This is a genomic window from Cohnella xylanilytica, from assembly GCF_014212175.1.
Lineage (GTDB): Bacteria > Bacillota > Bacilli > Paenibacillales > Paenibacillaceae > Cohnella > Cohnella xylanilytica.
Window position 1 is genome coordinate 1 of record NZ_JACJVR010000057.1, and the last position, 24044, is coordinate 24044.

At 63.1% G+C, this 24044-nt stretch carries 26 protein-coding genes and 1 tRNA gene; 13 read left to right on the forward strand and 14 right to left on the reverse strand.

Features of this window, described 5'->3' with window-relative positions:
- Positions 1-723: ATP-binding protein (locus H7B90_RS14645; protein ID WP_376701732.1), on the forward strand; the 723-nt coding region annotated here is incomplete at its 5' end.
- On the opposite strand, the gene H7B90_RS14650 is transcribed toward H7B90_RS14645, so the two are convergent.
- Positions 680-1729, reverse strand: a complete 1050-nt coding sequence (locus tag H7B90_RS14650) for a YkvI family membrane protein (protein ID WP_185136637.1) — start codon at positions 1727-1729, stop codon at positions 680-682. The genes H7B90_RS14645 and H7B90_RS14650 overlap by 44 nt on opposite strands.
- 115 nt (positions 1730-1844) lie before the next feature.
- On the opposite strand from H7B90_RS14650, the gene H7B90_RS14655 reads away from it, so the two are divergent.
- Entirely contained in the window at positions 1845-3140 is a 1296-nt protein-coding gene (locus tag H7B90_RS14655) for an ArsB/NhaD family transporter (protein WP_185136638.1), read from the forward strand.
- Here H7B90_RS14655 and H7B90_RS14660 read toward each other — a convergent pair.
- Positions 3137-3820, reverse strand: a complete 684-nt coding sequence (locus H7B90_RS14660; protein ID WP_185136639.1) for a hypothetical protein — start codon at positions 3818-3820, stop codon at positions 3137-3139. The genes H7B90_RS14655 and H7B90_RS14660 overlap by 4 nt on opposite strands.
- Before the next feature lie 243 nt (positions 3821-4063).
- On the opposite strand from H7B90_RS14660, the gene H7B90_RS14665 reads away from it, so the two are divergent.
- The 4 genes from H7B90_RS14665 to H7B90_RS14680 all read left to right on the forward strand — a co-directional run bounded on the left by H7B90_RS14665 (position 4064) and on the right by H7B90_RS14680 (position 5670).
- The gene (locus tag H7B90_RS14665; RefSeq protein WP_185136640.1) at positions 4064-4633 is read left to right on the forward strand and encodes a xanthine phosphoribosyltransferase; all 570 of its coding nucleotides are present in this window, start codon (positions 4064-4066) and stop codon (positions 4631-4633) included.
- Positions 4634-4747: 114 nt separating this feature from the next.
- Positions 4748-5077: a hypothetical protein gene (locus H7B90_RS14670; protein ID WP_185136641.1), complete on the forward strand. Its 330-nt coding sequence runs from the start codon at positions 4748-4750 to the stop codon at positions 5075-5077.
- 110 nt (positions 5078-5187) lie between these two features.
- Positions 5188-5400 carry a hypothetical protein gene (locus H7B90_RS14675; RefSeq protein ID WP_185136716.1) on the forward strand — a complete coding sequence of 71 codons (213 nt, stop codon included), beginning with the start codon at positions 5188-5190 and terminating at the stop codon, positions 5398-5400.
- Between the two features lie 182 nt (positions 5401-5582).
- Positions 5583-5670 (forward strand) — tRNA-Leu (locus H7B90_RS14680).
- A gap of 138 nt (positions 5671-5808) precedes the next feature.
- On the opposite strand, the gene H7B90_RS14685 is transcribed toward H7B90_RS14680, so the two are convergent.
- A complete protein-coding gene (locus H7B90_RS14685; RefSeq protein WP_185136642.1) occupies positions 5809-6222 on the reverse strand; it encodes a MerR family transcriptional regulator in 414 nt (137 codons plus the stop codon).
- Between the two features lie 97 nt (positions 6223-6319).
- On the opposite strand from H7B90_RS14685, the gene H7B90_RS14690 reads away from it, so the two are divergent.
- Positions 6320-7165 (forward strand): SDR family oxidoreductase, encoded by an 846-nt coding sequence (locus H7B90_RS14690; RefSeq protein WP_185136643.1) that lies wholly within the window; start codon positions 6320-6322, stop codon positions 7163-7165.
- A 143-nt stretch (positions 7166-7308) separates the two neighbouring features.
- Here the strand turns inward: H7B90_RS14690 and H7B90_RS14695 are convergent, their stop codons facing one another.
- Positions 7309-8016, reverse strand: a complete 708-nt coding sequence (locus H7B90_RS14695) for a class I SAM-dependent methyltransferase (protein ID WP_185136644.1) — start codon at positions 8014-8016, stop codon at positions 7309-7311.
- 223 nt (positions 8017-8239) lie between these two features.
- Here H7B90_RS14695 and H7B90_RS14700 point away from each other — a divergent pair, with 223 nt between their 5' ends.
- From H7B90_RS14700 to H7B90_RS14710, 3 genes are all read left to right on the forward strand, one after another.
- Positions 8240-8479, forward strand: a complete 240-nt coding sequence (locus H7B90_RS14700; protein ID WP_185136645.1) for a hypothetical protein — start codon at positions 8240-8242, stop codon at positions 8477-8479.
- A gap of 63 nt (positions 8480-8542) precedes the next feature.
- Complete coding sequence (locus tag H7B90_RS14705; RefSeq protein ID WP_185136646.1) at positions 8543-8665, forward strand: sporulation protein YjcZ; 123 nt, start codon at positions 8543-8545, stop codon at positions 8663-8665.
- Between the two features lie 40 nt (positions 8666-8705).
- Positions 8706-8819 (forward strand): sporulation protein YjcZ, encoded by a 114-nt coding sequence (locus H7B90_RS14710; RefSeq protein WP_185136647.1) that lies wholly within the window; start codon positions 8706-8708, stop codon positions 8817-8819.
- Positions 8820-8921: 102 nt separating this feature from the next.
- Here H7B90_RS14710 and H7B90_RS14715 read toward each other — a convergent pair whose 3' ends face one another.
- From H7B90_RS14715 to H7B90_RS14745, 7 genes are all read right to left on the reverse strand, one after another.
- Positions 8922-9194 carry a hypothetical protein gene (locus H7B90_RS14715; RefSeq protein ID WP_185136648.1) on the reverse strand — a complete coding sequence of 91 codons (273 nt, stop codon included), beginning with the start codon at positions 9192-9194 and terminating at the stop codon, positions 8922-8924.
- Positions 9195-9239: 45 nt separating this feature from the next.
- The gene (locus H7B90_RS14720; protein WP_185136649.1) at positions 9240-9491 is read right to left on the reverse strand and encodes a hypothetical protein; all 252 of its coding nucleotides are present in this window, start codon (positions 9489-9491) and stop codon (positions 9240-9242) included.
- An 80-nt stretch (positions 9492-9571) separates the two neighbouring features.
- On the reverse strand, positions 9572-10129 hold the full coding sequence (locus tag H7B90_RS14725; protein ID WP_185136650.1) for a hypothetical protein: 558 nt from the start codon (positions 10127-10129) through the stop codon (positions 9572-9574).
- Entirely contained in the window at positions 10126-10593 is a 468-nt protein-coding gene (locus tag H7B90_RS14730; RefSeq protein WP_185136651.1) for an Hsp20/alpha crystallin family protein, read from the reverse strand. The genes H7B90_RS14725 and H7B90_RS14730 overlap by 4 nt, the downstream gene beginning before the upstream one ends.
- 32 nt (positions 10594-10625) lie before the next feature.
- Entirely contained in the window at positions 10626-10913 is a 288-nt protein-coding gene (locus tag H7B90_RS14735) for a hypothetical protein (protein ID WP_185136652.1), read from the reverse strand.
- Positions 10913-11320, reverse strand: coding sequence for a hypothetical protein (locus tag H7B90_RS14740; protein WP_185136653.1), 408 nt, complete (start codon positions 11318-11320; stop codon positions 10913-10915). Before H7B90_RS14740 ends, H7B90_RS14735 begins: the two co-directional genes overlap by 1 nt.
- Before the next feature lie 113 nt (positions 11321-11433).
- Positions 11434-11862 carry an Hsp20/alpha crystallin family protein gene (locus tag H7B90_RS14745; RefSeq protein WP_185136654.1) on the reverse strand — a complete coding sequence of 143 codons (429 nt, stop codon included), beginning with the start codon at positions 11860-11862 and terminating at the stop codon, positions 11434-11436.
- 117 nt (positions 11863-11979) lie between these two features.
- Between H7B90_RS14745 and H7B90_RS14750 the strand changes: the two genes are divergently transcribed.
- Positions 11980-12456: a hypothetical protein gene (locus H7B90_RS14750; protein ID WP_185136655.1), complete on the forward strand. Its 477-nt coding sequence runs from the start codon at positions 11980-11982 to the stop codon at positions 12454-12456.
- A gap of 33 nt (positions 12457-12489) precedes the next feature.
- Here the strand turns inward: H7B90_RS14750 and H7B90_RS14755 are convergent, their stop codons facing one another.
- Positions 12490-14433: a TOMM precursor leader peptide-binding protein gene (locus tag H7B90_RS14755; protein ID WP_185136656.1), complete on the reverse strand. Its 1944-nt coding sequence runs from the start codon at positions 14431-14433 to the stop codon at positions 12490-12492.
- Positions 14433-15950, reverse strand: a complete 1518-nt coding sequence (locus tag H7B90_RS14760) for a hypothetical protein (protein ID WP_185136657.1) — start codon at positions 15948-15950, stop codon at positions 14433-14435. Before H7B90_RS14760 ends, H7B90_RS14755 begins: the two co-directional genes overlap by 1 nt.
- Before the next feature lie 190 nt (positions 15951-16140).
- Between H7B90_RS14760 and H7B90_RS14765 the strand changes: the two genes are divergently transcribed.
- Together H7B90_RS14765 and H7B90_RS14770 are read left to right on the forward strand one after the other, a co-directional pair.
- Positions 16141-17172: a LacI family DNA-binding transcriptional regulator gene (locus H7B90_RS14765; RefSeq protein WP_185136658.1), complete on the forward strand. Its 1032-nt coding sequence runs from the start codon at positions 16141-16143 to the stop codon at positions 17170-17172.
- Positions 17173-17382: 210 nt separating this feature from the next.
- Positions 17383-22209, forward strand: coding sequence for a carbohydrate binding domain-containing protein (locus H7B90_RS14770; RefSeq protein WP_185136659.1), 4827 nt, complete (start codon positions 17383-17385; stop codon positions 22207-22209).
- Positions 22210-22790: 581 nt separating this feature from the next.
- Here H7B90_RS14770 and H7B90_RS14775 read toward each other — a convergent pair.
- Positions 22791-23819 carry a LacI family DNA-binding transcriptional regulator gene (locus H7B90_RS14775; protein WP_185136660.1) on the reverse strand — a complete coding sequence of 343 codons (1029 nt, stop codon included), beginning with the start codon at positions 23817-23819 and terminating at the stop codon, positions 22791-22793.
- Positions 23820-24044 lie beyond the last annotated feature (225 nt).

Sequence of the window (24044 nt, forward strand, 5' to 3'; positions counted from 1 at the left end):
CTGGAAGAGCTGCTGGCGCGGCACGACGAAGCCGCGCTCTCCCTCGAGCACGAGCGCGCGCAGAAGGCGCTGCTCGAGCTGGAGGCGGCGCGCACGGAGCTGCTCGACCGGCGCGGCAGACTGGCCGAGCAGCTGGAGAGGCTGCGCCGCGAGGCCGAAGCCGAAGACCGGCTCTTCGAGCTGGGACAGCTGAACGCCGAGTTCGAGACGCTGGCCGACCGGTACGCCGTCCTGTCGCTCGCTTCGGAGCTGATCCGCCGAACGAAGACGACGTTCGAGGAGGAGCGCCAGCCCGAGGTGCTCCGGCGGGCGTCCCGTTACTTCGCCGAGATGACGGGCGGAGCCTACGCGAGAATCGTCGCGAAGGGAGAAGGGGAAGCGCTGCTGGCCGAGACGAAGGACCGGAGGACGATCGACGGCTCCTTCCTCAGCCGGGGGACGAAGGAGCAGATGTATCTGGCGCTGCGGTTCGCGCTCGCCGGAGCGACCTCTCCCAGCCAGGCGCTGCCGCTTCTGCTCGACGACCTGTTCGTCCACTTCGACTCCGGCCGGCTCGGCCGAACGGCCCGGGTGCTTGGCGAAGTGGCCGAGGAACGCCAGGTCGTGCTGTTCACGTGCCACGAGCATGTCGCGGACGCGATCCAAGCCGCCCTCCCGCGAGCGGGGATCGTCCGGCTGCTCAGGAGGGAGACCTCGGGCGAAGCTTCCGGTCCCGCCCGATAAGCAGCATCCAGCCGAGGCTCAGCATCCCGAACAAGGGGTACAAGGTCGACAGCAGGGGGCCGAACCCGAACTGCCCGGCGGCGAAGCAGAACATGAGCACCCCGAACGTCAGCCAGGCCTTGCTCACGTTCAGCCGCTCCTGCAGCTGCAAGGTCAAGCCGTAAATATCGGCGACCAGCGTCGTGAAGATCTCCATGAAGATGAGGAACACGTAGATGTAATGCACCCAAGGTCCGACCTCGCGGGCGATGCCGCCCATCGGAATGTCGAACTGCTGAACGCCCGGCATCCGCGACGACAGCGTCACGTGCCCGGCGAGCAGCATCGCCCCGATGCCGAGGCCCCCGAGCCAGGCGCCGCGCCGCAGGACGACCGGGTCGGCGACGGACGCTCCGAGGGGAACGAGTACCGCCTGCGCCATCGAGAGGTTGAAGGCGGCATACAGGAACGGGGACATCCAGGCCGCCCAAGGCGATTGGTCCGTCTCGAGCGACAGCCACCGGTCCGATCCCGGGGCTTGCAGCGTATGGACGACGAGCACCGCCGTGAACGCGATCATAACCGGCACGACGATCGTGTTGACGGTCAGGATGGCGTTCATCCCTTTGCGCAGCAGCAGGAAGCAGACGAACATCGTGAACAGAAGACCGGTCTGATAGCTTAACGAGAGATGTTCGGAGAAAATCGATCCCGCGCCCGCGAGCATGACGGCGTTGACGCCGAGAAGCACGATCAGCATCAGGTGGCTGACCCACGTCCCCATCCGATCCCCGAACAGATGCTTGTTCAAGTCTTCGTACGACCGCATCTTCAAGTCGGCGGCGAGCAGCATCATCTTGGCGCCGAGCCAGACGAACAGGATCGTCGAGGCGGCGATCATCAGCCCGCCCCAATGGCCGAAGCGGGTGAAGAACTGCATCACCTCCCGCCCGGTCGCGAATCCCGCGCCGACGACGGTGCCGATAAACGTAAACGCGATTTGCAAACTACGGCCCCAACGCTTCATAACGGAACCTCCCGAAGCGGTTTGTCCGCCTTCCTCTTCTTAAGCTATGAGAGGAGTCGGACATGCATGACTCGGGAGAGCCGGTTAACCGTTCGGGAATTCGGAGAAGATACCTTTGACCTTACCATTCACGCTAACCGTATTCATAGCAACTCTCTTCTGCATTATCCGCAAGCCCCGCCGCTGGCACGAAGCCGCCTTCGCCGCCCCGGCCGCCGCGCTTCTTCTCGCCTTCGGGGTCATCGACCTCGGGGACGCTTCGTATATTTGGAGCCTGGTCTGGAATGCGACGCTCTCCTTGATCGGGATCATGGCGCTCACGGCGCTTTTGGACGACAACGGTTTTTTCCGTTGGGCGGCCCTGCACGTCGTTCGCAGATACCATCGCCATCCGCTCCGGCTGCTCGCCGGCTTCGCGGTTCTGTCGTGCCTGATCACGACGTTCTTCAACAACGACGGAACGGTGCTCATCATGACGCCGATCGTTCTGGAGGCGACGGCGCTGCTCGGAATGGGGACGAAGGCGAGAATCGCCTTCCTGCTCGGGGTGGGGTTCATGGCGGATACGGCCAGCGCGACCCTGCTCGTCAGCAATCTGACCAACATTCTGACGTCGGATTACTTCGGCATCTCCTTCGGGGACTACGCCCGGCACATGGCGTTCCCGGGACTTGCCGCTTCCGCGGCCACGGTCGCCGTTCTTCTTATCGCGATGAGACGGACGATCGCCCGCGATGCGGCATCCGCTCCGGCCGATCGGGTCTATCCCGAACCGATCAGCGCGATTCGCGACCGCGCGCTGTTCGGATGGTCCTGGCTTGCGCTGGCCCTCATTCTGGCCGGGTACCTGCTGTCCGAACGGCTCGGCCTTCCCGTCTCGTTCATCGCCTGCGGAGGGGCGCTGGCTCTGTGGCTCGCCGGGCTCCTGCGGCGAAGCGTCGACACCGGACGCCTCGTCCGAAGAACGCCTTGGCTCATCGTCGTCTTCGCCTTGGCGATGAACCTTGTCGTCTACGCCCTTCACGTTCAAGGGGCGACGGATTGGTTCCCGGCTCTGCTCGAACCGATCGCGCAGGGCGGAACGGCCTCGGCCGTATTCGGCTCGGGCCTGCTGTTCTCGCTGCTCGCGGCGGCGTCGAACAACCTGCCGGCCGTGCTCGTCTCGTCGCTCTCGATCTCCCAGACGGGAGACCCCGGCGTGCTGCCGTTCGCGAGCCTCATCGGGCTGTCGGTCGGCGCGAAGCTGACGCCGATCGGGTCGCTCGCGACGCTTCTGTGGCTTGGATTGCTTCGAAGGGACGGAGTGGAGATGACCTGGGGGCAATATCTGAGATACGGGCTGACGCTGACGCTGCCCGTGCTGCTCGTCTCGCTCGGAGCGCTGTGGCTGCAGACGGCGCTCGGGGGTTAGCCCGTCTCGCCGATCAGCTTGACCGACAAGACGTTCTGCGTGGACGGGTCCAGGTCGATCTTGACCATTCCGCCGGCCACGCTCTTCGACAAGACGCGGGATTCGGACGTGAAGGGAACGCCGAGTCCCTCCGCCGCCCGTTCGCCGCCGCCGCCGATTCGAATGCCCTCCAGACCCGTCGAAGCGGAGGGAGAAGCGACCTCGACGAAGACGACCGAGCCGTTCGGCGCGAATCCTACGCTGATGCCCTCGTATTCCTGGATGCGGACGGAGCCGTCGCCTTCCGGCAATTCGTACTGCTGCAAGGGGGCGCCGAGCTTGTCCGCCACGGCTTCGCCGCTCATGCCGAGGCCGATGCCCGCGAGCGTCGGATGCTCGGAGTCGAAGGGAGCGTCGTCGTCGCCGGCTTCCTCTTCCTTACCGCCCGGTTCGGCGCCCGCCGCGTCGACCCCGGGTTTGCCGTGATCCGGGACGGCCGTTCCGGAGGAGGAAGGAGCCGTCATCGGCGAGGCGGCCGGAGTGGCCGACGAAGGAGGGGGCGGACTGCTCCGCACGATTCCCGCCGCGGACGAAGGATCGGCGGAAGTTCCCCCATGGCCCGCGCTAGAGCATGCGGCCAGCGAAGCGGCCAGAACGAACGCGCCGACCGCTCTTGCGGCCGTCATGGACGACAGGTGCATCGGACATCCCTCCTTTCCGCTTTTTCTATTATTTAGGACTAATTCACATCCCCAAAAGTTTCGGTCCCCGTACGACACTTATCGAAAGGGTTCTTAAGACTCAGGGATTAAGAGGGACGTTGGGACTATAGTACCTGCCCGGCCGGCCGCGTCTCGGAGGGGCGAATCGGCGTCGAATCCGGTTGCGCGGACGGCGGGGATTATGATACGTTATACGGAAAAGAATGGACGGTGAAGAGCGGCATGGATATTTTAAAGGAAAGAATTCTCCGGGAAGCGACGGTCGTCAACTCGGGCGTACTTAAGCTCGATTCGCTCCTCAACCATGGAGTCGACCCCCAGCTGACGATGGAGATGGGCAAGGAATTCGCCAGACGGTTCGGAGACGAGCACGTGACGAAGGTGATCACGGTGGAATCCTCGGGCATCCCGGTCGCGTTCGCCACCGCGCTTACGCTCGGGGTCCCGCTCGTGTTCGCGCGCCGGAAGAAGACGCTGCTCGGAGACGCGGACGCCTATATCGAGAGGGTGCCTTCGTTCACGAAGGGGATCGTGACGGATCTGATCGTCTCCCGGCATCTGCTGGACTCCCAGGACTCGGTCTTGTTCATCGACGACATTATCGCCAACGGCGATGCCGCGAGAGGGCTTCTCAAGATCGTCGAGCAATCCGGCGCGAAGGTCGCCGGCATCGGCATCGTGCTCGAGAAGTCGTTCCAGGCGGGCGGGAAGGCGCTTCGGGAGCTCGGCTACAAGTTCGAGTCCCTCGTCAAGATCTCGTCGCTCGAGGACAATTCGATCACGTTCGAATAGCCCGGAATCGGCATCGGGAACGTTTCCCAAGCCCAATGTGGGACCGCGTCTCTTTTCGGATATGCGTTCCATGCATTATAATAGGGTTATTCGCAGAGGGGAGGCGAGCAGGATATGGCCAACAACGTTAACCTGTCGGAAGAGTACTTCGCGAACAAATTGGACGAAGCCAAACTCCATTTCGAGCGCGCGCTCGACTGCAAGCACACCGAATTCGACGATCTGTATCCATACATGATCGAGCATCCGCAATTTTTCTGGTACAAACGTTACGTCGCCTGGTCCGAGCTGCTGACGATCGTGAAGCTGTGCGAGGATCTCGAGCTTCCGTGGACGGAGCGGTTCACGGAGCGTCAAGCCGAATACGTTCGCAATCGCGTCATGTCCAGCAAGGTTCTCGACTACTGGTACGAGACGAACGAGACGCGGGAGCATGTCGGGTAACCGAAGCGATCCGCTATTCCAAGAACCCGCCCGGGCGCCTGAATGGTCCGGAGCGGGTTCTGCTTCATCTACGCGAGATAACCGCCGTGAGCGATAAGGGGAAGGATACGATGACCGAGGAACAATTGGACAAGTACCGGCTCGAGGGGACGAAGGTTCGCGTCGTGCGCGACGCGCTCGAGATGAACGACGTCGTCGGCTTCGTCGTCGCCTGGGACGACGAGAGCGTGCTGATCCGCCGGCCGAACCGCCGAGTCGTCAAGCTGAAGCGCGATTACGTCATGGTGGAGGCGAGCGCCCCGCGCCCGACGCTTGAGCTATAAGGCCCTGACGATGGCAAGCCAGACGAAGCCCTGCGGCTTCGGCGAACCCGTATTAACTGAAAATTAGAACTTCCCCGGATCGCTTGACTTCATTTCCGGCCGCGTGCTAATATAAGACTCGTGATTGCGACGGACAAGCCCGCCGACAGCGGCGACAACGGCGATTCGAAGCAAGACGATATGCGGTCGTGGCGGAATTGGCAGACGCGCTGGATTCAGGTTCCAGTGGGCTAACCCCCCGTGGAGGTTCGAGTCCTCTCGACCGCACCAATATTACGAATGAGGCCCTGCAGAGCATCTCTGCAGGGCATTTTATTTTTTCTCAGCCGCCGAACGTAGCCGCTTGTATGCTTCCTGTTCTTATTCAGCCGTTCCTCATGAACGAAGGTAGAAGCTCTATCAGGCCGCTTAATCGGATGAGCCGGCGTGCCATGTCTTTAGCATCTCTTGGGCTTTAATCGGATCTTCCATCAGCAGAGTCCGATACTCCAGCATCTTGTTCAGGATGTCCAGCATTTGGTCGTATTCTTCCTTCTTGCTCTCGATCTCCTTCTTCTTGCCGCGAATCCAATCAATAATTTGCTGATTCGTGCGCGCATTGTTGTCGAGGTCCTGCAAGACTCCCTTCAGTTCAGCCAGCGAACAGCCGATGGACTGGAACTTCTTGACGAGCTTCAACCGCTCGACAGCCTCTTCCGAATAGTTGCGGTAGTTATTGCTTTCCCGCCGGACGTGCCGATCGTCCAGCAAGCCTTCCTTTTCATAATAGCGGATCGTATGGATCGTTAATCCCATCCTGTCCGCCAGTTCCTGAATTTTCATGAACCCTCTCTCTCCTTTGGACCGCTTGCCCTAGAGTTCACTTCATAGTTTATGCTTAACTTGTATAAAAAGTCAACTCATGAAGGAGGCTATCAGGATGCATGTTTTTGTTACGGGAGCAACCGGGTATGTCGGTTCCGCCGTCGTCCGGGAGCTGATCGGCGCGGGACATACGGTGACGGGGCTTTGCCGTTCGGAAGAGAGAGCCGCGGGATTAAAGGCGGCCGGAGCCGAAGCGGTGTACGGTACGCTGGACGATCTCGATACGCTGGGCAGAGCCGCCGCGGCTGCGGACGGCACGATTCATCTGGCGTTCACCAACGACTTTTCCGACTTCGAAGGCGCGCTGGCATTGGATTTGCGAGCCGTTGAAGCCATGGGAGCGGCGCTTGAGGGCTCCGGCAAGCCGTTCATTACGACGGCTCACGCCAACGGACATGCCGTGGATCAAGCGGTGCTCGCCATGGCGGAGCGGGGCGTTCGGGCATCGATCGTCTTGCTTGCGCCTTCCGTGCACGGCGAAGGCGATAAGGGATTTGTGCCGATGATGATCGACATCGCCCGAGCGAAGGGCTTCGCCGCCTATATCGGCGACGGAACGAATCGCTGGCCGGCGGTTCACCGCCTGGATGCGGCGGTTCTGTACCGACTGGCGCTGGAATCCGCCCCGGCGGGCTCGCGGCTGCTTGGCGCCGGCGACGAAGGCATTCCGCTCCGCGAGATCGCCGCGGTCATCGGGCGGCATTTGAACGTGCCGGCGGTCAGCCTGACGCCTGAAGAAGCGGCCAATCATTTCGGCTTTCTAGGCGCCATTGCGGCAATGGACCTCACTGGCTTGTACAATGCCGCGCAGGCGAGTCTGGCCACGCGGGAGCTTCTGGGCTGGAAGCCGATGCAGCCCGGTCTGATCGCCGATCTCGAACAAGGGCATTATTTTGCATAAAAAAAAGAGGATTCGCGGTAATCGGTTGAGGAAGATTCAACGTCCAAACAAATGGCTGCGAGCGTCAGCGCGATCGACCGAATCAGCCAAAGACAAGGCAGCCCGAAGGTCCCGCTGCGGACTTTAGGGCTGCCTTTTTCCTCTTATTTGACGGCCGAGATCAGGACGGAAGCCGTTCGCCGGCGGTACTTGTTCAGCAGCCGGACGTTGTCGTAAAGCATCTGGATGGCGGCGGGGTCGCGGTACAGGAGGGGATCGACTTCCTGGGCCGGGTCCGTATCCTTCGCGGGGGCGAAGCCGTCCCGGATGAGCGATACCCGGATTCGGCGGAACCGGCAGCGCCGCGCCAAGCCTTCCCATTCCCGCGCCGTCCGCAGGTGGCGCAAGCCGTAGAACGCGGCCAGATCGCGGCATTGGGCCGGCTTCGTGCGTCTAACGAAGGCCAGCTCGCGATCCAGCAGCCGTCCGTTCGGCCTCAGCACCCGGTTGTATTCGCGGAATGCCCGATCGCCCTCGACGAACACGCTGACGGATTCCACGAAGACCAGATCGAACGACCCGTCGGGAAAAGGAAGGGAGGCCGCGTCGCCGAAGGCGAAGCGTACCCGGCTCCCGGTTCGCAACGCGCGCCTCTTCGCCTTCTCCAGCATGGCCGGATTGCGGTCCACGGCGGTGACGTCGCAGCCTAGCCGCGCCAAGTGGCAAGCGGATCTTCCGGTGCCGCACCCGACTTCCAGCACGCGCGCCCCGGACGGAAGGCGGATCCGGCTAAGCAGCCGCCTCGTCGCCTCGAAGCCGCCGGGGTGGGCGCTTCCCTCCCCCGCTCGCGCCAACAGATCATGGTAATCCAAGGGCCTCGCCTTCCTCCTTCCCGATCGAAGCTTGCGATTGTTAGACGAATTCATCGGAATAATAGGCGATCGAACAGGCCGAATCGCGGAGGCGGCCATATTTTAACCAAGGGAAGGGGAGGAGAACACCAGCCCCCCGAAGAAAGGAGGGGATCGCTTGTATCCCATTTCTCCCATTTGCGCCGAGACCGTTACCCCTCATATCGGGAGGCGCGTCTGCGTCGTGATGAACGACGGAGTCCGACACGTCGGATTCCTTCGCGGCATCGATGGCGGCAAACTCTATTTGGAACCGGACGAGGGCTTGACGCTGGCGTCGGTGAAGAACCGTCCTCGCAAAAGTCCGAAACGAGGGAAGGCCCGTACCAGCGCGCTATGGGGATATCCTTTCGGTTGGGGATTCGCCGCATTCGACATCGCTCTGATCGCCACGCTGTTCTTGCTCCCGTTCTTTTTCATCTGAATGAACGTCAGCGGATGCATGACCGCAAGCCATCCGACTCCGCACGGACAGGTGGTGATAGGTATGGGTTACGCGGTTGGTGGAGCTGCCAGCTGTGCAGGCTACGGAATGGGCGCAGCAGCGTTCGCTCTGGTGCTGTTCATTCTGCTCGTCATCATTCTTCGCGCCGGATACGGAGGCTACTAATCCGACGCCTTCCTCATCCTACGGACAGGTGGTGATAAGTATGGGATACCCGGTTGGCGGCGGCGCCGGCTACGGCATGGGAGCGGCCGCGTTCGCTCTGGTACTGTTCATTCTGCTCGTCATCATTCTGCGCGCGGGCTACGGAGGCTACTAAGATCCGGAGTCGTCTAAGCGTCGGCCGACGGACGATTCCCGGACCGGGAGTCGTCCTTCCGCCTCGAAGCTGTCGCCGGCACGGTCCGGCGGCAGCTTTTCCTTATAGGAACTTGCCGAGCCATACGTTGGGACGGCTGGCGGTCGGGTAGGCCGGAGTGACGAGCCCGTGAAGATTGAACAGCGTCGGCTCTCCGCACTTCGCGCAATAAGCGGCCGTCTTCGCATTCACGAAGCTGCAGCCCTTCTTGAGCGGCCCATGGGCGTCGAAGCAGCGGTTCTGCAACGGCGCGCCGCAATCCGTGCAATATTTATCGTTCTCATCGGGCATCTTGAAGCAGCGTACGCAAGGCTCAAGCTCCTCTTTCTTCGCCATGATCGTCTCTCCTTCCGCCGGTTCTCTTCTCTCCCGCGACTCCTTCTACAGAGCCTGGCCCTGAATGGAAGTGGCGGGTTCGATCTCGCTGTTGGGGTTGTCGATCAAGTCGTTATCGAACACGGTCGCGACAAAACCCGTCTGGATGTTGGCGCCGTACATTTGACCGTCGCCGAAGTTCGTCTTGCCGTTCAAGCTCCACCCGGTCTGAGACACTTCCCCGATCGCGACGACGGATCCTCTGTTCAGGGCGTTGATGTTAATGGCCCCAGCGGCCATGGATATAATAACGGCCAAAGTTCCACCTCCGGGCAATTCGCCTATACCGTTATCGTATGCCCGATGCGGCCGACGGTTACAAACCGGGAGCTATCCGGTTACGGAGCGGGGTCGGCGCCGGCCGGCGGATTCTTCTGGACGATCTGGACGCTGCTGGCGGAAGGTCCCGATCGATCCAGCACGTTCTGCTGCACGACGATCGGATTGTCGACGGCATCGTCGTCGAATACGACGTGGATCGATCGGCTAATATGGTTGCTTCCGAAGTTTTTGCCTTCCCCGTAATTGTTCTTCTTGGCCGTTCTCCATCCCAATTGCTTGATGTCTCCGATGTCGATGGCGGAAGCGTTCGCCGCCGAGTTCACGTTGACCGATCCGAATTCGACGGCGGATTGCCGCGCGGAGCCGCCGGCTTCGGTCAATGCGATGAATCTCGCGTCGCGGACAGGCATGTCGATCGCGTCGGAATCGCGCACCACGCTTACGGATCCCGACAGGACGGAATCGCTCAGGCTGCCGAAGCCTTGATTGCTCTTCTTGTACGCGGACCAGCCGATCGCTTCGTTCGTGCCGATGAAGATGCCCGAAGAGTCTTCGATGTTGTTGACGGAGATTTTATGGAACACGACGCACGCTTTCCGGTCGGACATCCTCATAGGGACGATTCCCCTTCCCGGACGAAGATCTCTCGGTAAGCTTCCGGTTCGCCGGATTTGGGCAGGCGAACTTCCAGGATTCCTCCGCGGAATCGGGCCAGAGTTCGGGAGGGATTGATCTCGCCGGGCAACGAGACGGTCTCGGACCGTTCTCCGGCTTCGAGCTTCAGCTTGGTTCGGCTGGCGAACAGCTTGAAGCCCTTCGGCAATTCGCCCTCGGGGAACCGGCACTGGACGAAGATGGAGAGATGGGTCTCGAACACCTCGCAATCGAAGGACGAGGCGCGGAAGGCAGGGGAGAAGGAGGGGCTCCCGATCCCATGCGCCATCGCCTTTTTAACCGCTCTATGCACGTAGTTCTCGATGCTGGCGCCGTCGAATTCCTTCCCGGCGAATGGAATTTGCTTCAGCAGGTTGCGATGGATCTCATCCCAATCCTGCGAAGAGCGCTGCCAACGGTTCATATGTCGCACGGCCTTTCCCGATGATTTTCAACCTATTTTATGTTGGCGCGGCCCGCCAGGATACCCTGCAGCCATTCGGGGACGTCCGCGCCGCCTAGCTGGAGGGCGTCCAGAACGTCGGAGTCGTTAAGCAGCGAACGGATGCCGGACACGAGGTTCCGGTCCCCGCTGACCGACCCGAAGCCTTGCGTCAATTTCTGATGGCTCTCGAACGCGGTCGGCCAGTTGTTGCCCATATTGATGCAGGATGCGTTCTCTACCGATCCGATCCGGATGGACCCGATCACGAATTGCGGGGACATAAAAGAAGCCAAGGCCATCACCTCCGGTTTTGTAGCCGAAAGCCGGTGGGCGTTCGGTGAAGGCCGGTCGGCGAAGCGGCCGTCTCGCCGTTCGCCGGCCCTGCGCCCGATGGCGGTTTGGGCTTCGGCGGGGCGGACGAGCCGGAATCCTTCGGAACGTTCGGCTTCAGCCCGAAGTTGTTGCCCAAATTCAGCGATCCGCTTAAGTGTTCGATCTCCAGGCCGTCGAACCGGAATTCCAGCTTCTCCAGGACGGGCCGTTCGATGACGACATGCTCGATGATCACTTGCGGAAGCTTATCCTTGATCTGCGCCAGCGCTTCCTCTACGCGCGCGAACCGGGCGTCCAGTTCCTTGAACTTGCCGTCCACTTCCTCCAGAACCTTCCGCTCCTCCTTGCGCCGCTTCCGGAACGGGCGCCTCACGTCCCGTACCGCTTTCCGCATCGGGTGTCGACGACGCGATTCTCGTCCGCGCTTCTGCTTGTCATGGCCCGATTCGCGCCCCCTTCGCAGGTTGGTCTTATGCGATTATATGTTCAGTCCCGAATCGGAATGTTCGTTTGCTTGGCGGATGCCTCGATCGGAAGCTCGACGACGAGAAGTCCCCGCGAATACCTGGCGACGACCCCCGTCTCCGAGACCGGCTTGGGAAGAGCGAGCGTTCTCTCGAATCGTCCGAAGAAGCGTTCCTTCACCAGGATCCGGTTGTCGGTGACCGGATAGAGACGCGGAATTTCGCCTTCGATCCGCAGCGTCTGTCCTTCGAGCCGGAGCTGGATCCGGTCGCGGTTCTCGAGTCCCGGCAGCTCGGCCAGCACCACGATCGCAGCGGCGTCTTGGTACATATCGATCCGGGGGCCCGTGACGGGAATGAGCTGTCCGATCTCTTGCCAGAAGTCTTCGCCCAGCACCTCGGAGGCTTCCCGGAAGTAATCGTTGGGCAGATTCGGTTTATCGTTGTCCAATACGGCCCCCCCTTTCCCCGCAATAGCGTTATCCATGACGAATTCCATACCTGCACAAGCGTACCGAATATCGGTCGCATAAGATGTACAATCGCGAATAAGAAGGAGACAAGCACGATGAAGGTCAAGAAGCGATATTCCGAACGGGACGTCAGACAATGGATGGGACAGCCGGTCTGCGTCGAGTTGAGAGACGGAAGCCGCTACGTCGGCTACATCACCAAGGTGGACAACGGCAGCTTCCGCTTGGCCGGGCCGATAGGAAGGAAGAACGTGAACCGGTCCTCGACCCGCCGGGCGGGCCGCGCGCGCGTATCCGGCTTCTTCCCTTGGGCGAACGACTTCGGCTTCGGAGGGGGCTTCGGCGGCGGTCTTGGCGGCGGCTTCGGAGGCGGAGGAATGAACCTCTTCGGCGCGAATCCGGGCTTCGGAGCGGCGCAGCCCGGATGGTTGGGACAGAACGGGGGCGCAGGCGGCGGACTAGGCGGAATCGGCGGACTTATGGGCATGTTCAAAAAATATTGGCCGGGCATCCAGATGGGCATCGGGATGATCAAAACCATCATGCCGCTGCTCGGCGGTCTGAAAATCTGATCCGCCCCGAGCCGGCCGTCTTCCCGGCCGCGCTTAATAAAACGGGTGCGGGTACGGGTTGATCCGGTCGGCGGTCAGCGGACGCTCCGCGTAGCCGAGCGCCGCCGGTATTGTTCGCAGCCGCTTCAGACCGTTCAGCCTGCGGAAGCGGTGCCCGAACGTCATCGGCAGCAACCCGGGAACGAGCGTTTTGACGGCGCGGAGTCCGTCGTCCGCGAGCTCCGGGGCGGTCTGGTCTATGGCGATAACGTCAAGCCCGTGCTTCAGGAAGGCCGCGAGAAGGCTCTTCAAGTCCCCGGTCAGGTCGGCCTGCCGCCGAACCGGCGCGAATTGCTCGGCGAATTCGCACGGCGCCGGGGACTCCCTTAGAAGGAAGGAGAGCCTTCCTTCCGCCTCGGGGAGGCCGTACAGCAGCGCATGGTCCTCCATTCGGACGACCCGCTCGGAGTCGTCCAGCATTCGAACGGCTTCTTCCCGGTCTTGCTCCAATCTGTCGCCGAGGAACCGGATGCGCCCGGCCGCCTCGAGCACGGCGCTTCGGGCGGCCCGCACCGGGTCCAAGCCGGCGCTGGCCGCGCAGATCAGGTTCGCTCCCGTCCGCTTCGTATTCTTCAGAACCGCCAGCAGGCTCGGGACTCCGTATTCCAAGGTCGCGTTGAACAGCAGCGTGTCGTAGCCGCAGGTCTCGCGCAGCAGGTTGACCATATGGGACAGTTCGGCGTCCCGAGCGGATTCCGGATCGAGCCGGGGAAGCGGGAGCCTCGCGTACCAGGTCATCAGGAAGGAATCCCGCTCGGCCGCTTCCAGCAGCCCGTACAGGATCGCCTCCTCCAGGCTTCCTCCCAAGGCGCAGCCGCTCGAGCCCTCGGCCGCGAACCGGCCTCCGCCGCCAGAATCGTAATAGACGAGCTGCTCGGGGACGAGGATCGGGCTCTGCCGGGCGAAGGAATACCCCCAGACCCAGTTCAGGACGAGCTCGTCGTCGAACGGCTCGAACTCGAAGTCCGGATCGGCGTACCGCTCCGGGTCGTACAAGCCTGTCGTCCGGGGATCGAGCGCCCGGTCGGCGAGCTGGCGGTAGCTCCCGGTCACGGCGGTCCGCTTGCCGCGGGGCGTCATGCCGCAGTAGCGCTCCAACCCTTCGAGGATGGCCATAGATCCGCACCGCTCGTAGGAATGGCCGCGGCCCGCCGACAGCTCGGCTCCGGCCGCGGTCGGCTGGACGGCGCCGACCGCGGCGAACGGCGCCTCGATGTCCGCGATCGTCTCCCGAAGGAGACCGGTCCGCTTATCCACGTAACGACCGATCAAGGCTTCGCCGAACGATCGGTCGAGCGCCCGGCAGCGATCCGATTCGGCGTCCGTTCGAAGTCTCGGCTTCAGTTCGATTCGCGCCGCCTCCGGCGAATCGTCAGGCACGCCGCCGCAGCAGGGGCAGAGCGGATTCGGGAGGAACTTGTGGAGCGAGCTCTCCAGCGTCTTGAGATCGATGCGGTAAATCGCGTTGTCGGTGCGCGCGGGGAAGCCTTCGAGAACGGAGAGCGCCTCCTTGGCGACGATATGGCCCATCTGGGCGATTCCCCGATCCGACGCCGCGGGAGCCCGCGGAACGACGCCGTGCAGGAGCAGGCTCATCAACGGTTCCGGGCTGCCGCCGAAGTCGTGGCCGCCCGCCAGCCGTCTCGCGTCCGCGCACCGCGGGCAGCCGGGCTTCCCCGGCTTCGCGAGCGGACCGACGAAGCCTTCGTCGAACGAGACGTAGGCGCCGATCCAAGGCAGGCCCGAGTCGCGAAGACGACGTTCGTCCGCCTCGGCGTCGTCGGGCCGCCAGTCGTCGCGAAGCGCCAGCGCCAGGTCCGCCCCGCGGGGAACGCCCGTTTCGAAGCCGGCCTGCCGGATGACGGCGCATCGGCCCGCCAGGCTCTCGCTTACGCCGTCCGCCAGCAGCCCCTCTCCGATAATCGCCACGACTCCCATCAAGGTCCCTCCTCCAGCACCAAGCCGAGCACTCCCGCGAATTCCCGTCTCAGAATGGGTTCCATGGCCAACTCGTAAATCGAGAGGCGGTACTTGTTCGCCATGACGATTCGAAGCGCGTCCTCCGCCAGACGGGCGGAAGACGGCTCTTCCGTCTCCGGAATGTCCAGCGGGGGCGCTTCTGCGGCGGCCGTCGTAGCCCGGACCTCGCGCCCCGCGGCCGGCGCCGCTCCGGGACGCGGGGGACAGACGCTCAGGAGAGCGCTCTGAAGCGCCGAACGCAGAGCTAGGGTGCGGTTGAGGCCGGCGCCGGCATGCCAGCGGCCGCCGGCCCGCACCCACATCGTCGGAAATCCGAGGCGATCTTCCCCTTCGCCCAAGACCGGCGGCGTCCCGAGCTCGATGGTCAGCGCCCGCCAGCAGTACCGGCAATGGACGTCTTCGATCGTCCCGAGCCGTCTCTCCCGAACCGCTGCGGGCCGAGCGGCGGCTGCCTTCTCCGCGCGGCGGGCCAAGCCCCGGCTCAGCGCGCGGTTGAACGCCTCCGGAACGGTTCCTCCCGCGCCGATGCCGAACCAGTCGTACGTTCGCGCCATCCGCTCTTCCGAGCCCGCCATTCGGGCGACGTACGCTTCGATGCCGGTTAGCCCGGCCTCCTTGCGGGCTTCCCGATGCGTCAATCCGGCGGCTATCTCCTCCGGGAGAAGCGAGGCCCCGTCGGCCGCCAGAGGATCGGCCGCCCGGACCCGGCATAACGATAGCGGAAGCTGCGCCAGGTCCCCTTCGTCCCATACGCGCAAGATGCCTGTCGCCGGCGACGTCAACCGGCCGATAACCTCCAACAAGCCAAGCTCCCCCGAGCCGTCCGGCTCGAGCCCCGATCTCGGTCCCGGTTCGGACGGACGCTCTATCCCGAGCTTCATCGGAGAGAACCGCTTTCCGCCGGCCAGGGGATGGGGGTGGAACGGGTGAAAGCTTCCTTCGGCGGTACGCAGATCGAGGAGATAAAGACGGTCCCTCAGGCGGGATCGTCCGGGCTGCGAACATTCAAGCCGCCATTCCGACGCCAGGACGTTGGCGAGCATCGCCGCCGTCCCGTCTTCGGCGGAATCCGAGTTCTCGCGGACCTGCGCGGGCAGGCGAAGGCGCCTCCAGGCGGCCTCCCAGCCCCAGCCGGAGTCCGGATCGGCGAGAGGTCCCGCCACCCCCGTGCCGCGCGCGATAACGGCGGGAAGCAGCGGAACGCGAGCCTGCCGGCACGCTTCCTCCAGTGCGGGCAGCTCGGCCGCGTCCCGTTCGCCGGCCGCGAACAACACCCATCGGGCCTCCCGGATCGCTTCGCCCCATGCCGGTTCGGCCGAACCCGACGCCGAGCCGGCCAAGCTTAACCGGACGGGGGTACAGCCTGTTTTCCGCAATTCCGTCTCTACGATCGTCAGAAGCGGGTCCGTTCCGACGAGCAGAACGGCCGAGCCGTCCTTCTCCGAACGGGAGCCGCCGCGGCCGTTGAAATTCAAGGTACCGTTCACCGTCCTCGCCGGTACTGGATCAGATACTACCTTATGATCGCGGGAAGCCGATTATGTTCTCTTGACGGCCGACAGGGAGTTCTCCCGGACGGACCCGAGGCTTGACCGGTCATTCAAGAGCGGGTTAGACTGGTTGAGACGATAGATTCCACCGAATCGAGAACAGGATGTCCGAAGAATGGATAGCTACGATATCGCCAGATTGGCCGGGGTGTCGCGGAAGACGGTTCAGCGCGTGCTGAACAACCCTTCCAGCGTGAAGCCCGAGACGCGGGAGAAGATTCTGCGCGTGATGGAAGAGCATCATTACGAGCCGAATTCGGCCGCGCGCAAGCTGTCCTCGCGCAAGTCGCATACGATCGGCTTGTTCATCGTACAGGACGCCGCCAAATACACGCTCCACACGGACGACCTCTTCTTCGGCGCCGTCATCGGAGCGATCATCAGCCGCTGCGCCGCGCTCGGCTACAATACGCTCGTCTCGATGGCGGACGTCTCCGCGCCCGCCCCGCTCTTCAGCATGTTCCGGCAGAAAAGCATCGACGGCGGCATCCTGGTCAGCTGGTCGGATCTTCGCGGGATTGTCGAGGAGATGCGGAAGGCGAACTACCCGGTCGGACTGTTCGACGAGGGTTTCTTCGGCGAAGCGCCGCAGGGCGTGCCCATTCCCCATCTGGATAACCGGGGCGGAGCCCGGGAGGCCGCCCGTTATCTGATCGGGCTGGGCCATCGCCGGATCGGCATCGTGACCGGCGACATGGCCAACAATACCGCGCGCGAGAGATTGCTCGGCTTCCGGGACGCTCTTGGGGAGGCGGGGCTGTCGCTCGCGGAGGAGCATGTCCATTACGGCGCGTTCACGGAAGAGGACGGCGTCGCCGCCGCCGAGAGATGGCTGAAGGAAGGCGCGCTGCCCGAAGCCGTGTTCTGCAGCAACGATCTGATGGCGTACGGAGCGCTGAAGACGCTCGCCAAGGCGGGAATCTCGGTTCCGGGCGACGTATCCGTCGTCGGGTTCGACGACCTGCTGATCTCGCAGTACACGAACCCGCCGCTGACGACGATGAGGGTTCCGAGAGTCGAGATGGCCGTTCAGGTCGCGGACCGGCTGATCGCCGGGCTGGAGAGAGGGGATACGGCGACGGAGGCCGACACTTTCACGGCTCGGCTCGTCGTCCGGCAGTCGTGCGCGCCTCGGGAGACGATCTGACAGACTTCGTCAAAAGAATCGATTGACAGCGGTTTCAGACTCGCGCTATATTGAATTCGTAATGTCCCACGTGGGCCAAAAATACGGGCTCGGCAGCCTGCTGCAGGGGAAATGACGTTCGCGGCGATCCCCGTCAAGTTTTGCATCCAGAAATGTCCCACGTAGGACAATTGCTTGAATCCATGTTTGCAAGCGATTGCAAAGGAGGAGTTGACCATCAAAGCGAATCGTTTGACGGCAAGAGCCGCATCGGTCGTCTTGGCCGGCATTCTGGCCGTCGGCCCCGTCGCGGCGGGAGCCGCAGACCCGGCCGCGGCGGCGGGAGGAAGCGGGAAGGCGGGCTCGGCTTCGGCCCCTCAAGCTTCCGGTCATTGGGCGGAAGCCTCCCTTGACCGCTGGTTGAAGGCGGGCATCATCCAAGGCTATCCGGACGGCACGCTCAAGCCGGAGAGGGCGGTCGCGCGCGCCGAGTTCGCCGCCGTCGTCAATCGGCTGTTCGGCATGACGCGGACATCGGCCGCGCCGATTCCCGATGCGCCGAGCGCGTGGGCGGCCAGGGAGATGTCCGTCGCCTTCGCGGCCGGGTACTTGTCGCCGACCTCCGCGGGCGCCGCCGAGCCGGGAAGGCCGATGACGCGAGCGGAAGTCGCGCTGGCGCTGAACAAGCTGTTCTCGCTTGAACCGCCCGCCGAAGGAAGCGGGAAGGAATGGCCCGACCTGGGCGGGCTTGACGAAGCGACGGTCCGCGCCATTCGCGGCCTGACGGCGAACGGCTACGTGAACGGGCTGCCGGACGGAACCTTCCGGCCGAACGGAACGGTCACCCGGGGCGAGCTGGCTTCGCTGACGGATCGGATGGTCGCGCTGCTCGTCCGGACGGCCGGGGAGACGAAGCCGGGCTCCGTGAACGGCCACGCGATCGTGAACGCGGCCGGGGCTTCCTTAAGCGAAGCGGACATCGCCGGCAATCTGTACCTCGCTCCGGGGATCGGAGAAGGGGGGGCGAAGCTGGACCGGACGACGGTCCGCGGAACGGTATTCGCGCTTGGCGGCGGCGAGCCGGGCATCGAATTCAAGGATGCCAAGCTGTCCGGCGTCGTGGTCGATCGCCCCGGCGGCGCCGTTCGCTTGAAGGCGTCGGGCGGCACGACGATCGGCGCGGTCCGCTTCGTCACGGGAGGCTCCCTGACGGCGGACGAAGCCGCTTCTTCGGGCATCGAGGCGGTCGAAGCGTCCTCCGGCGCCGGAGAAGTCCGGCTCCAAGGGGACTACCGCCGCGTGACGACGCTGAAGGACGGTTCGCGGCAAGCGACGCTGATCGTCGCCGGGCACATCTCCGAACTGGTCGTCAACGGCCCTGCGTCGATCCGGTTGGAGAACGGCGCCTCGATCGACAAGGCGACCGTCGCGGCGGACGCGGGGAATACCGTCCTCGAAGGGACCGGGACGGTCGGGCAGGTCGACGACCGTTCGGGCACGCTGGTCAACCGGCTGGCGGCCGGAGGGTCCGCGGGCGGATCTTCCCCGTCGTCTCCGAGCCGAAGCGATTGGCGGCTCGTCTGGAGCGACGAGTTCGAGAAGGCGGCGATCGACCGGACGAAGTGGACGTTCGACACGACCAATGGGGAATCCGTCGGCAATCCGGGCTGGGGCAACAACGAGCTCGAATACTACACCGACCGGCCCGAGAACGCGAAGACCGAAGACGGCAAGCTTGTCATCACGGCGCGGAAGGAAGAGTACGGAGGCATGCCTTATACGTCGGCCCGGCTGAAGACCAAGGGGCTGTTCAGCCAGACGTACGGCAAGTTCGAGATCCGCGCCAAGGCTCCGACCGGCAAGGGCTTCTGGCCGGCCATCTGGATGCTGCCGGAGAACGACGCCTACGGCGGGTGGGCCGCTTCCGGAGAGATCGATATCATGGAAGGCTGGGGCAGCAAGCCGGGGACGGTCGCCGGCACGATCCATTACGGCGGGTCGTGGCCGGGCAACGTCTATTCCGGCAACAGCTACGATTTGCCTAACGGAGGCACGATTGCCGACTTCCATACGTACACGCTCGAATGGGAACCGAACGAGATGAGGTGGTACGTGGACGGCCATCTTTTCTCGACCAAAAACGATTGGTACAGCCGGGGAGCGGGGCAGCACGACAACTATTCGTATCCGGCTCCGTTCGACCAGCCGTTCCACCTGCTGATGAACCTGGCGGTCGGCGGCAACTTCGACGGCAACCCGACGGAGGAGACGAAGTTCCCGGCACGGATGGAAGTCGACTACGTGCGCGTCTACGCGAAGGATCCGGGCAAGTACAAGCCTCCGGTTCCGCCCGTCTATCCCAAGGAGGAGTATCCGCCGGGCTCCAAGCTGCCGCAAGGACCCGACCGCGACCTCGTGTATAACAGCGGCTTCACCCAGAACGTCGAAGGGGATCCCGGCATGGGGACGCCGGGGACGGCGCACTGGGCGCTGTATCAGGATCCGGGCGCATCCGGCGCGGTGACGATCGAAGACATCGGCGGCACGAACTACGCGCGCGTGGACATCGCCAGCGCCGGCGGCAATTCGTATTCCATTCAGCCGCAAGCGATCGTCTCGCTCGCCAAGGGACGCTACTATAAGCTGACGTTCGAGGCGAAGACCGATACGAGCCGGAACATGACGGTCCGCCTGACCGGCGGCCAGTCGCGGGGGTTCGCGGCGTACTCGCAGTCGTTGGACGCGGCGCTGACTTCCGACTTCAACACCTACGAGATGAAGTTCCAGATGAAGGAGAACTCGGACGCGGCCGCGCGCATCGAATTCAACATGGGCACGAACGCGCATCCGGTCTGGCTGGGCAAAGCGAAGCTCGTCGAGATCGACGGCATTCCCTTCGAACACGATTCTCCCAAGCAGCCGCAGGAGGACGGCAACCACGTCTACAACGGCTCGTTCGACCAAGGGGAGCCGAACCGGATGAGCTACTGGCATCTGGCCGTCTCCGGAGGTGCGTCGGCGACCGCGAGCGTGCCGAGCCAGCCCGCCTCCGAGCGGAAGCTGAACGTGGCCGTCGCCCGCGGCGGCGTCTCGGCTTCGGACGTCAAGCTGGTGCAGAAGGGATTGTACCTGCTCGAAGGCCAGGACTACGAGCTTGCCTTCGACGCCAAAGCTTCGCGGGCGAGGACGATCGAGGTCGGCCTGTACCGCAAGGACGGTACCCCCGTCGCAGCCCGGAGCGTCTCGCTGACCGATTCGACGACGACGGTCAAGGCGGCGTTTAGCGGTCTGCCCGCCCCTTCGGACGATGAAGGGCAGCTCGTCTTCTCGCTGGGCGGCGAAGCCGGAAGCGTGCAGATCGACAACGTCAAGCTGCTGCGCACGAGCGTTCATTTCGACCCCGACACCGTCTTCTATCCGCTGCGCAACGGAGACTTCGGCGAAGGGCTCGCCTACTGGGAGACGTCCGGCAACGGCGATCAGGCCGGAGCGGCCGGTCCCGGCGCGATCCGTGCCGAAGCCGCGGACGGAGCGGCCAAGGCGACGATCGACGCCCAAGGCGGCAAGCCGTGGAACGCGCTGCTGTTCCAGAGCGGCATCCCGGTGAAGGCGAACGTCGCTTACGAGCTTAGCTTCGATGCCCGGTCGACGGCGGACCGCCCGATGGAAGTGGTCGTGGAGAACGGAAGCCCGAGGCACCTCGACCAAGTCGTCGAGCTGTCCGGCGAGACGAAGACGTATTCGTTCGAATTCAAGCCGACCAAATCCGAGACCGTCGGCCTGAAGTTCCTGCTCGGGCTTATTCGCCCGGCCGATCCGAAGCTGCCTTCGCACGACGTGTACATCGGCAACGTCCGGCTGGCGGTGAAGAACGCCCCGGTCGCCCAGCCGCCGTCGCTGCGCAAGGATACGACCGACAATTACGCGGGGCAAGACATCGAGATCGCGTTCCGGGACGACGAGGCTTGGCGTTCCAAGGCGGCGAAGGTCGCCGTCGACGGAACGGCCTTGGACGCCGGCGATTACGAGCTGGCGCCGGGCGTGCTGAAGCTGCGCGGGGAGCGATTCGCCGCGGCGGGGGCGTATACCGTGACCGTGTCCGCCGCTGGCTATGCCGACGCCTCCGTTGTGCAGACGATTCTGGCGGGCGACGGGAATCTCGTCGTCAACGGAGACTTCTCCCGCGGAACGGCGAATTGGGCCTCTTGGTCCGGCGAGGGCGGAGCCGCCGAATGGTCGGCGAAGGACGGCGCCGCCAAGGTCGCCATAGCGTCCAAGGGCGGACCGTCCTGGGCGAACCAGCTCTATCAGGAAGGCATTCCGATGACCGCGGGCAAGACATACGAACTCCGGTTCGACGCCTCGTCCACGATGGACCGGCCGATCACGGTCGAATTCACGAACACGTCCGCGGGCAGCGAGTCCTTCGTTCTGACGGGCGAGACGAAGACGTTCGCGAAGACGTTCACGGTCGCGACGAGTTCTCCGCTTAAGCTGAACTTCCTGCTCGGGAACGTGGTCTTCGGGGATGCGTCCACGCCCGACGGGCCTCATGCGATCGCCTTGAGCCGCATCTCCGTCAAGGAGGTCGACTCGCCGGCGCCCGAAGGGCACGAGCTGCGGAACGGGACGTTCGATAGTGGCCTTGAGCATTGGGGCTTCTACAAGAAGGACAACGAGTCGGACGCGGCGTTCGGAGTCGAGGAGGGCCGCCTGAAGATCGATTGGCCCCATTACGACGGCTATGAGATTTGGGCTACCCAAGTGTATCAGGAGAATCTGAAGCTGGAAGCCGGGCGAACGTACACTCTCTCCCTGAAGCTCAAGTCGTCCATCGACAAGGAGGTTTGGGTGTCGGTCGAGAACGGCGCGGACTATAACATTCAATATTTGCCGGCCCGGGCCGTCGCGTTGACCGCGGGAGAGGAGCGAACCGTCTCTTTCGAATTCACGATGGGTCCGCAGACGGTCCATAACGGCAAGCTGGTGCTGCAGATGGGCGGCAACCACGCCGTCTCCCACTCGATTCTGCTGGACGACGTGACGCTGACGGGGTAAATATCAAGCGAGGCTGCCTCTTCGGGCAGCCTCATTTCCTATGCCGAGCCTTCGGCCGCGGGAGTGAGCGGGAAGCCGATATTCCGGTGCGGCGGCGCGCGATGGCGACCCGAAGGAGGCTAACGGACTCAGGAGACGCTATTTCGTTGAAAATGAGGATTTTTCGATCCTAACGAATCGTAGAGACGCTATTTCGTTCCGAAAGCCCCTATTTTCCTGCCACAGCCCCAAATAAGATCGTATGGATTCGTTAGACTTTTAAAAAGGGGCTATTGGAGCCAAATAGCGATTCCTGAATCCGTTAGAGATTGTGCCCTGTTCATCAGGGTGATCTTCTCGGCTGGAAACGCCGAGATCGGCCTCAGGATCTCGTATGCGATTCGCCTGGCTTAACGGAACTGGCTGCAATCGTCGAACTGCTGTTCACGTATTTCCGCCTGATTCTGATCGAAGAAAACAACGAAAGCCCTATCTTGGAGATCTCGAGAGCCATGAGAATGGACAACATCGAGATCGAAGATAAGGTCTATAGGGCATTGTGCGACCCAGGATCTATCGTATAAAAAAACAGGTGCGGCCGCTCAGGCCATGCGGTCCGAACGCGCTCCCCCGCACGATCCGCGCACGATCAGCTCCGATTCGACGACGATGGCCGAAGGGTCGATCTGGTTGTTGATCATGTCGAACAGCATCAGCGCGGCGAGCCGCCCGATCTTCTCCGTGTCCTGCCGGACCGTGGTGAGCGGAGGGTCGGTGAACGGGGCGGCGTCGATGTCGTCGCAGCCGACGATGGCCAGGTCCTGCGGGACGCGAAGCCCGTGCTCCTTCGCCGCTTCCATGGCGCCCATGGCGAGCAGGTCGGTCACCGCGAACAGCGCCCGGGGCAGCGAGCCGGCAGCGATCCACTCCTTCATCGCCCGATAGCCGCATTCCTTCTCGTAGCCCGGACTATGGACGAACCATTCGGGCTTAAGCGGCAGGCCGAACGAGCGGAGGGCGTCCCGGAACGAGTTCTCCCGGATCAGCGTCACGCCCGAATTCCGGTCGATGCCGAGCAGGCCGAGCTCCCGGTATCCGCACATATACAGGTGTTCGACCACCTTGGCGGCGATCTTGGCGTTGTCGGACATCAGATAGGTCGTGTTGCTTCCCCCGAGGGCGATATCGATGCCGATGCAAGGGATGTCGCTGCGAGCCAGATCGTCGATGCTCGGCTCCACGTTGTCGCCGGCGATGACGATGCACCCGTCCACCTGGAAGTGCCGGCAGCGGGCGAGGTAATCCTCCTTGGTCTGGAAGAAGGTCTCATTGGAGAAAAAAAGAAGGTCGTAGCCGAGCAAGCCGATCTGCTTCTTGAACGAATTCAACACCTTGACGAAGATCGGGTGGTCCAGATCCGAGTTCAGCTTGCCCGCGAACACGACGCCGATCAGGCTGGACTTCTTCGTCGCCAGCGTCTTGGCGGAAGACGAGGGCTTGTAGCCCGTCTCCTCCATGATCTTGAGCACCCTCTGGCGAGTCTCCTCGCCGACGTCGCTATAGTTGTTGATGATCTTCGACACGGTGGCGATCGACACGCCGGCCATGGCGGCTATCGTCTTAATGTTCACGGCTGTTCAACCCCTCCGATCCGCGGGCTATGCGATCCTCTCCGCGGCTTTGTCGTTCGCAAATTCCGAAACCAGTTTCGAAAAAGAGCAAAAGTTGGCATCTCTTACTATACTTCATGATCCCGGAAACGTCAAAGGGCAGGTCCGTCTCCGCCGCGGCGGCGCAAGCCTTCCGAACGCTTCCCTTCGAACGAAAAAACCGCACCGCCCAACATTTTTTACATA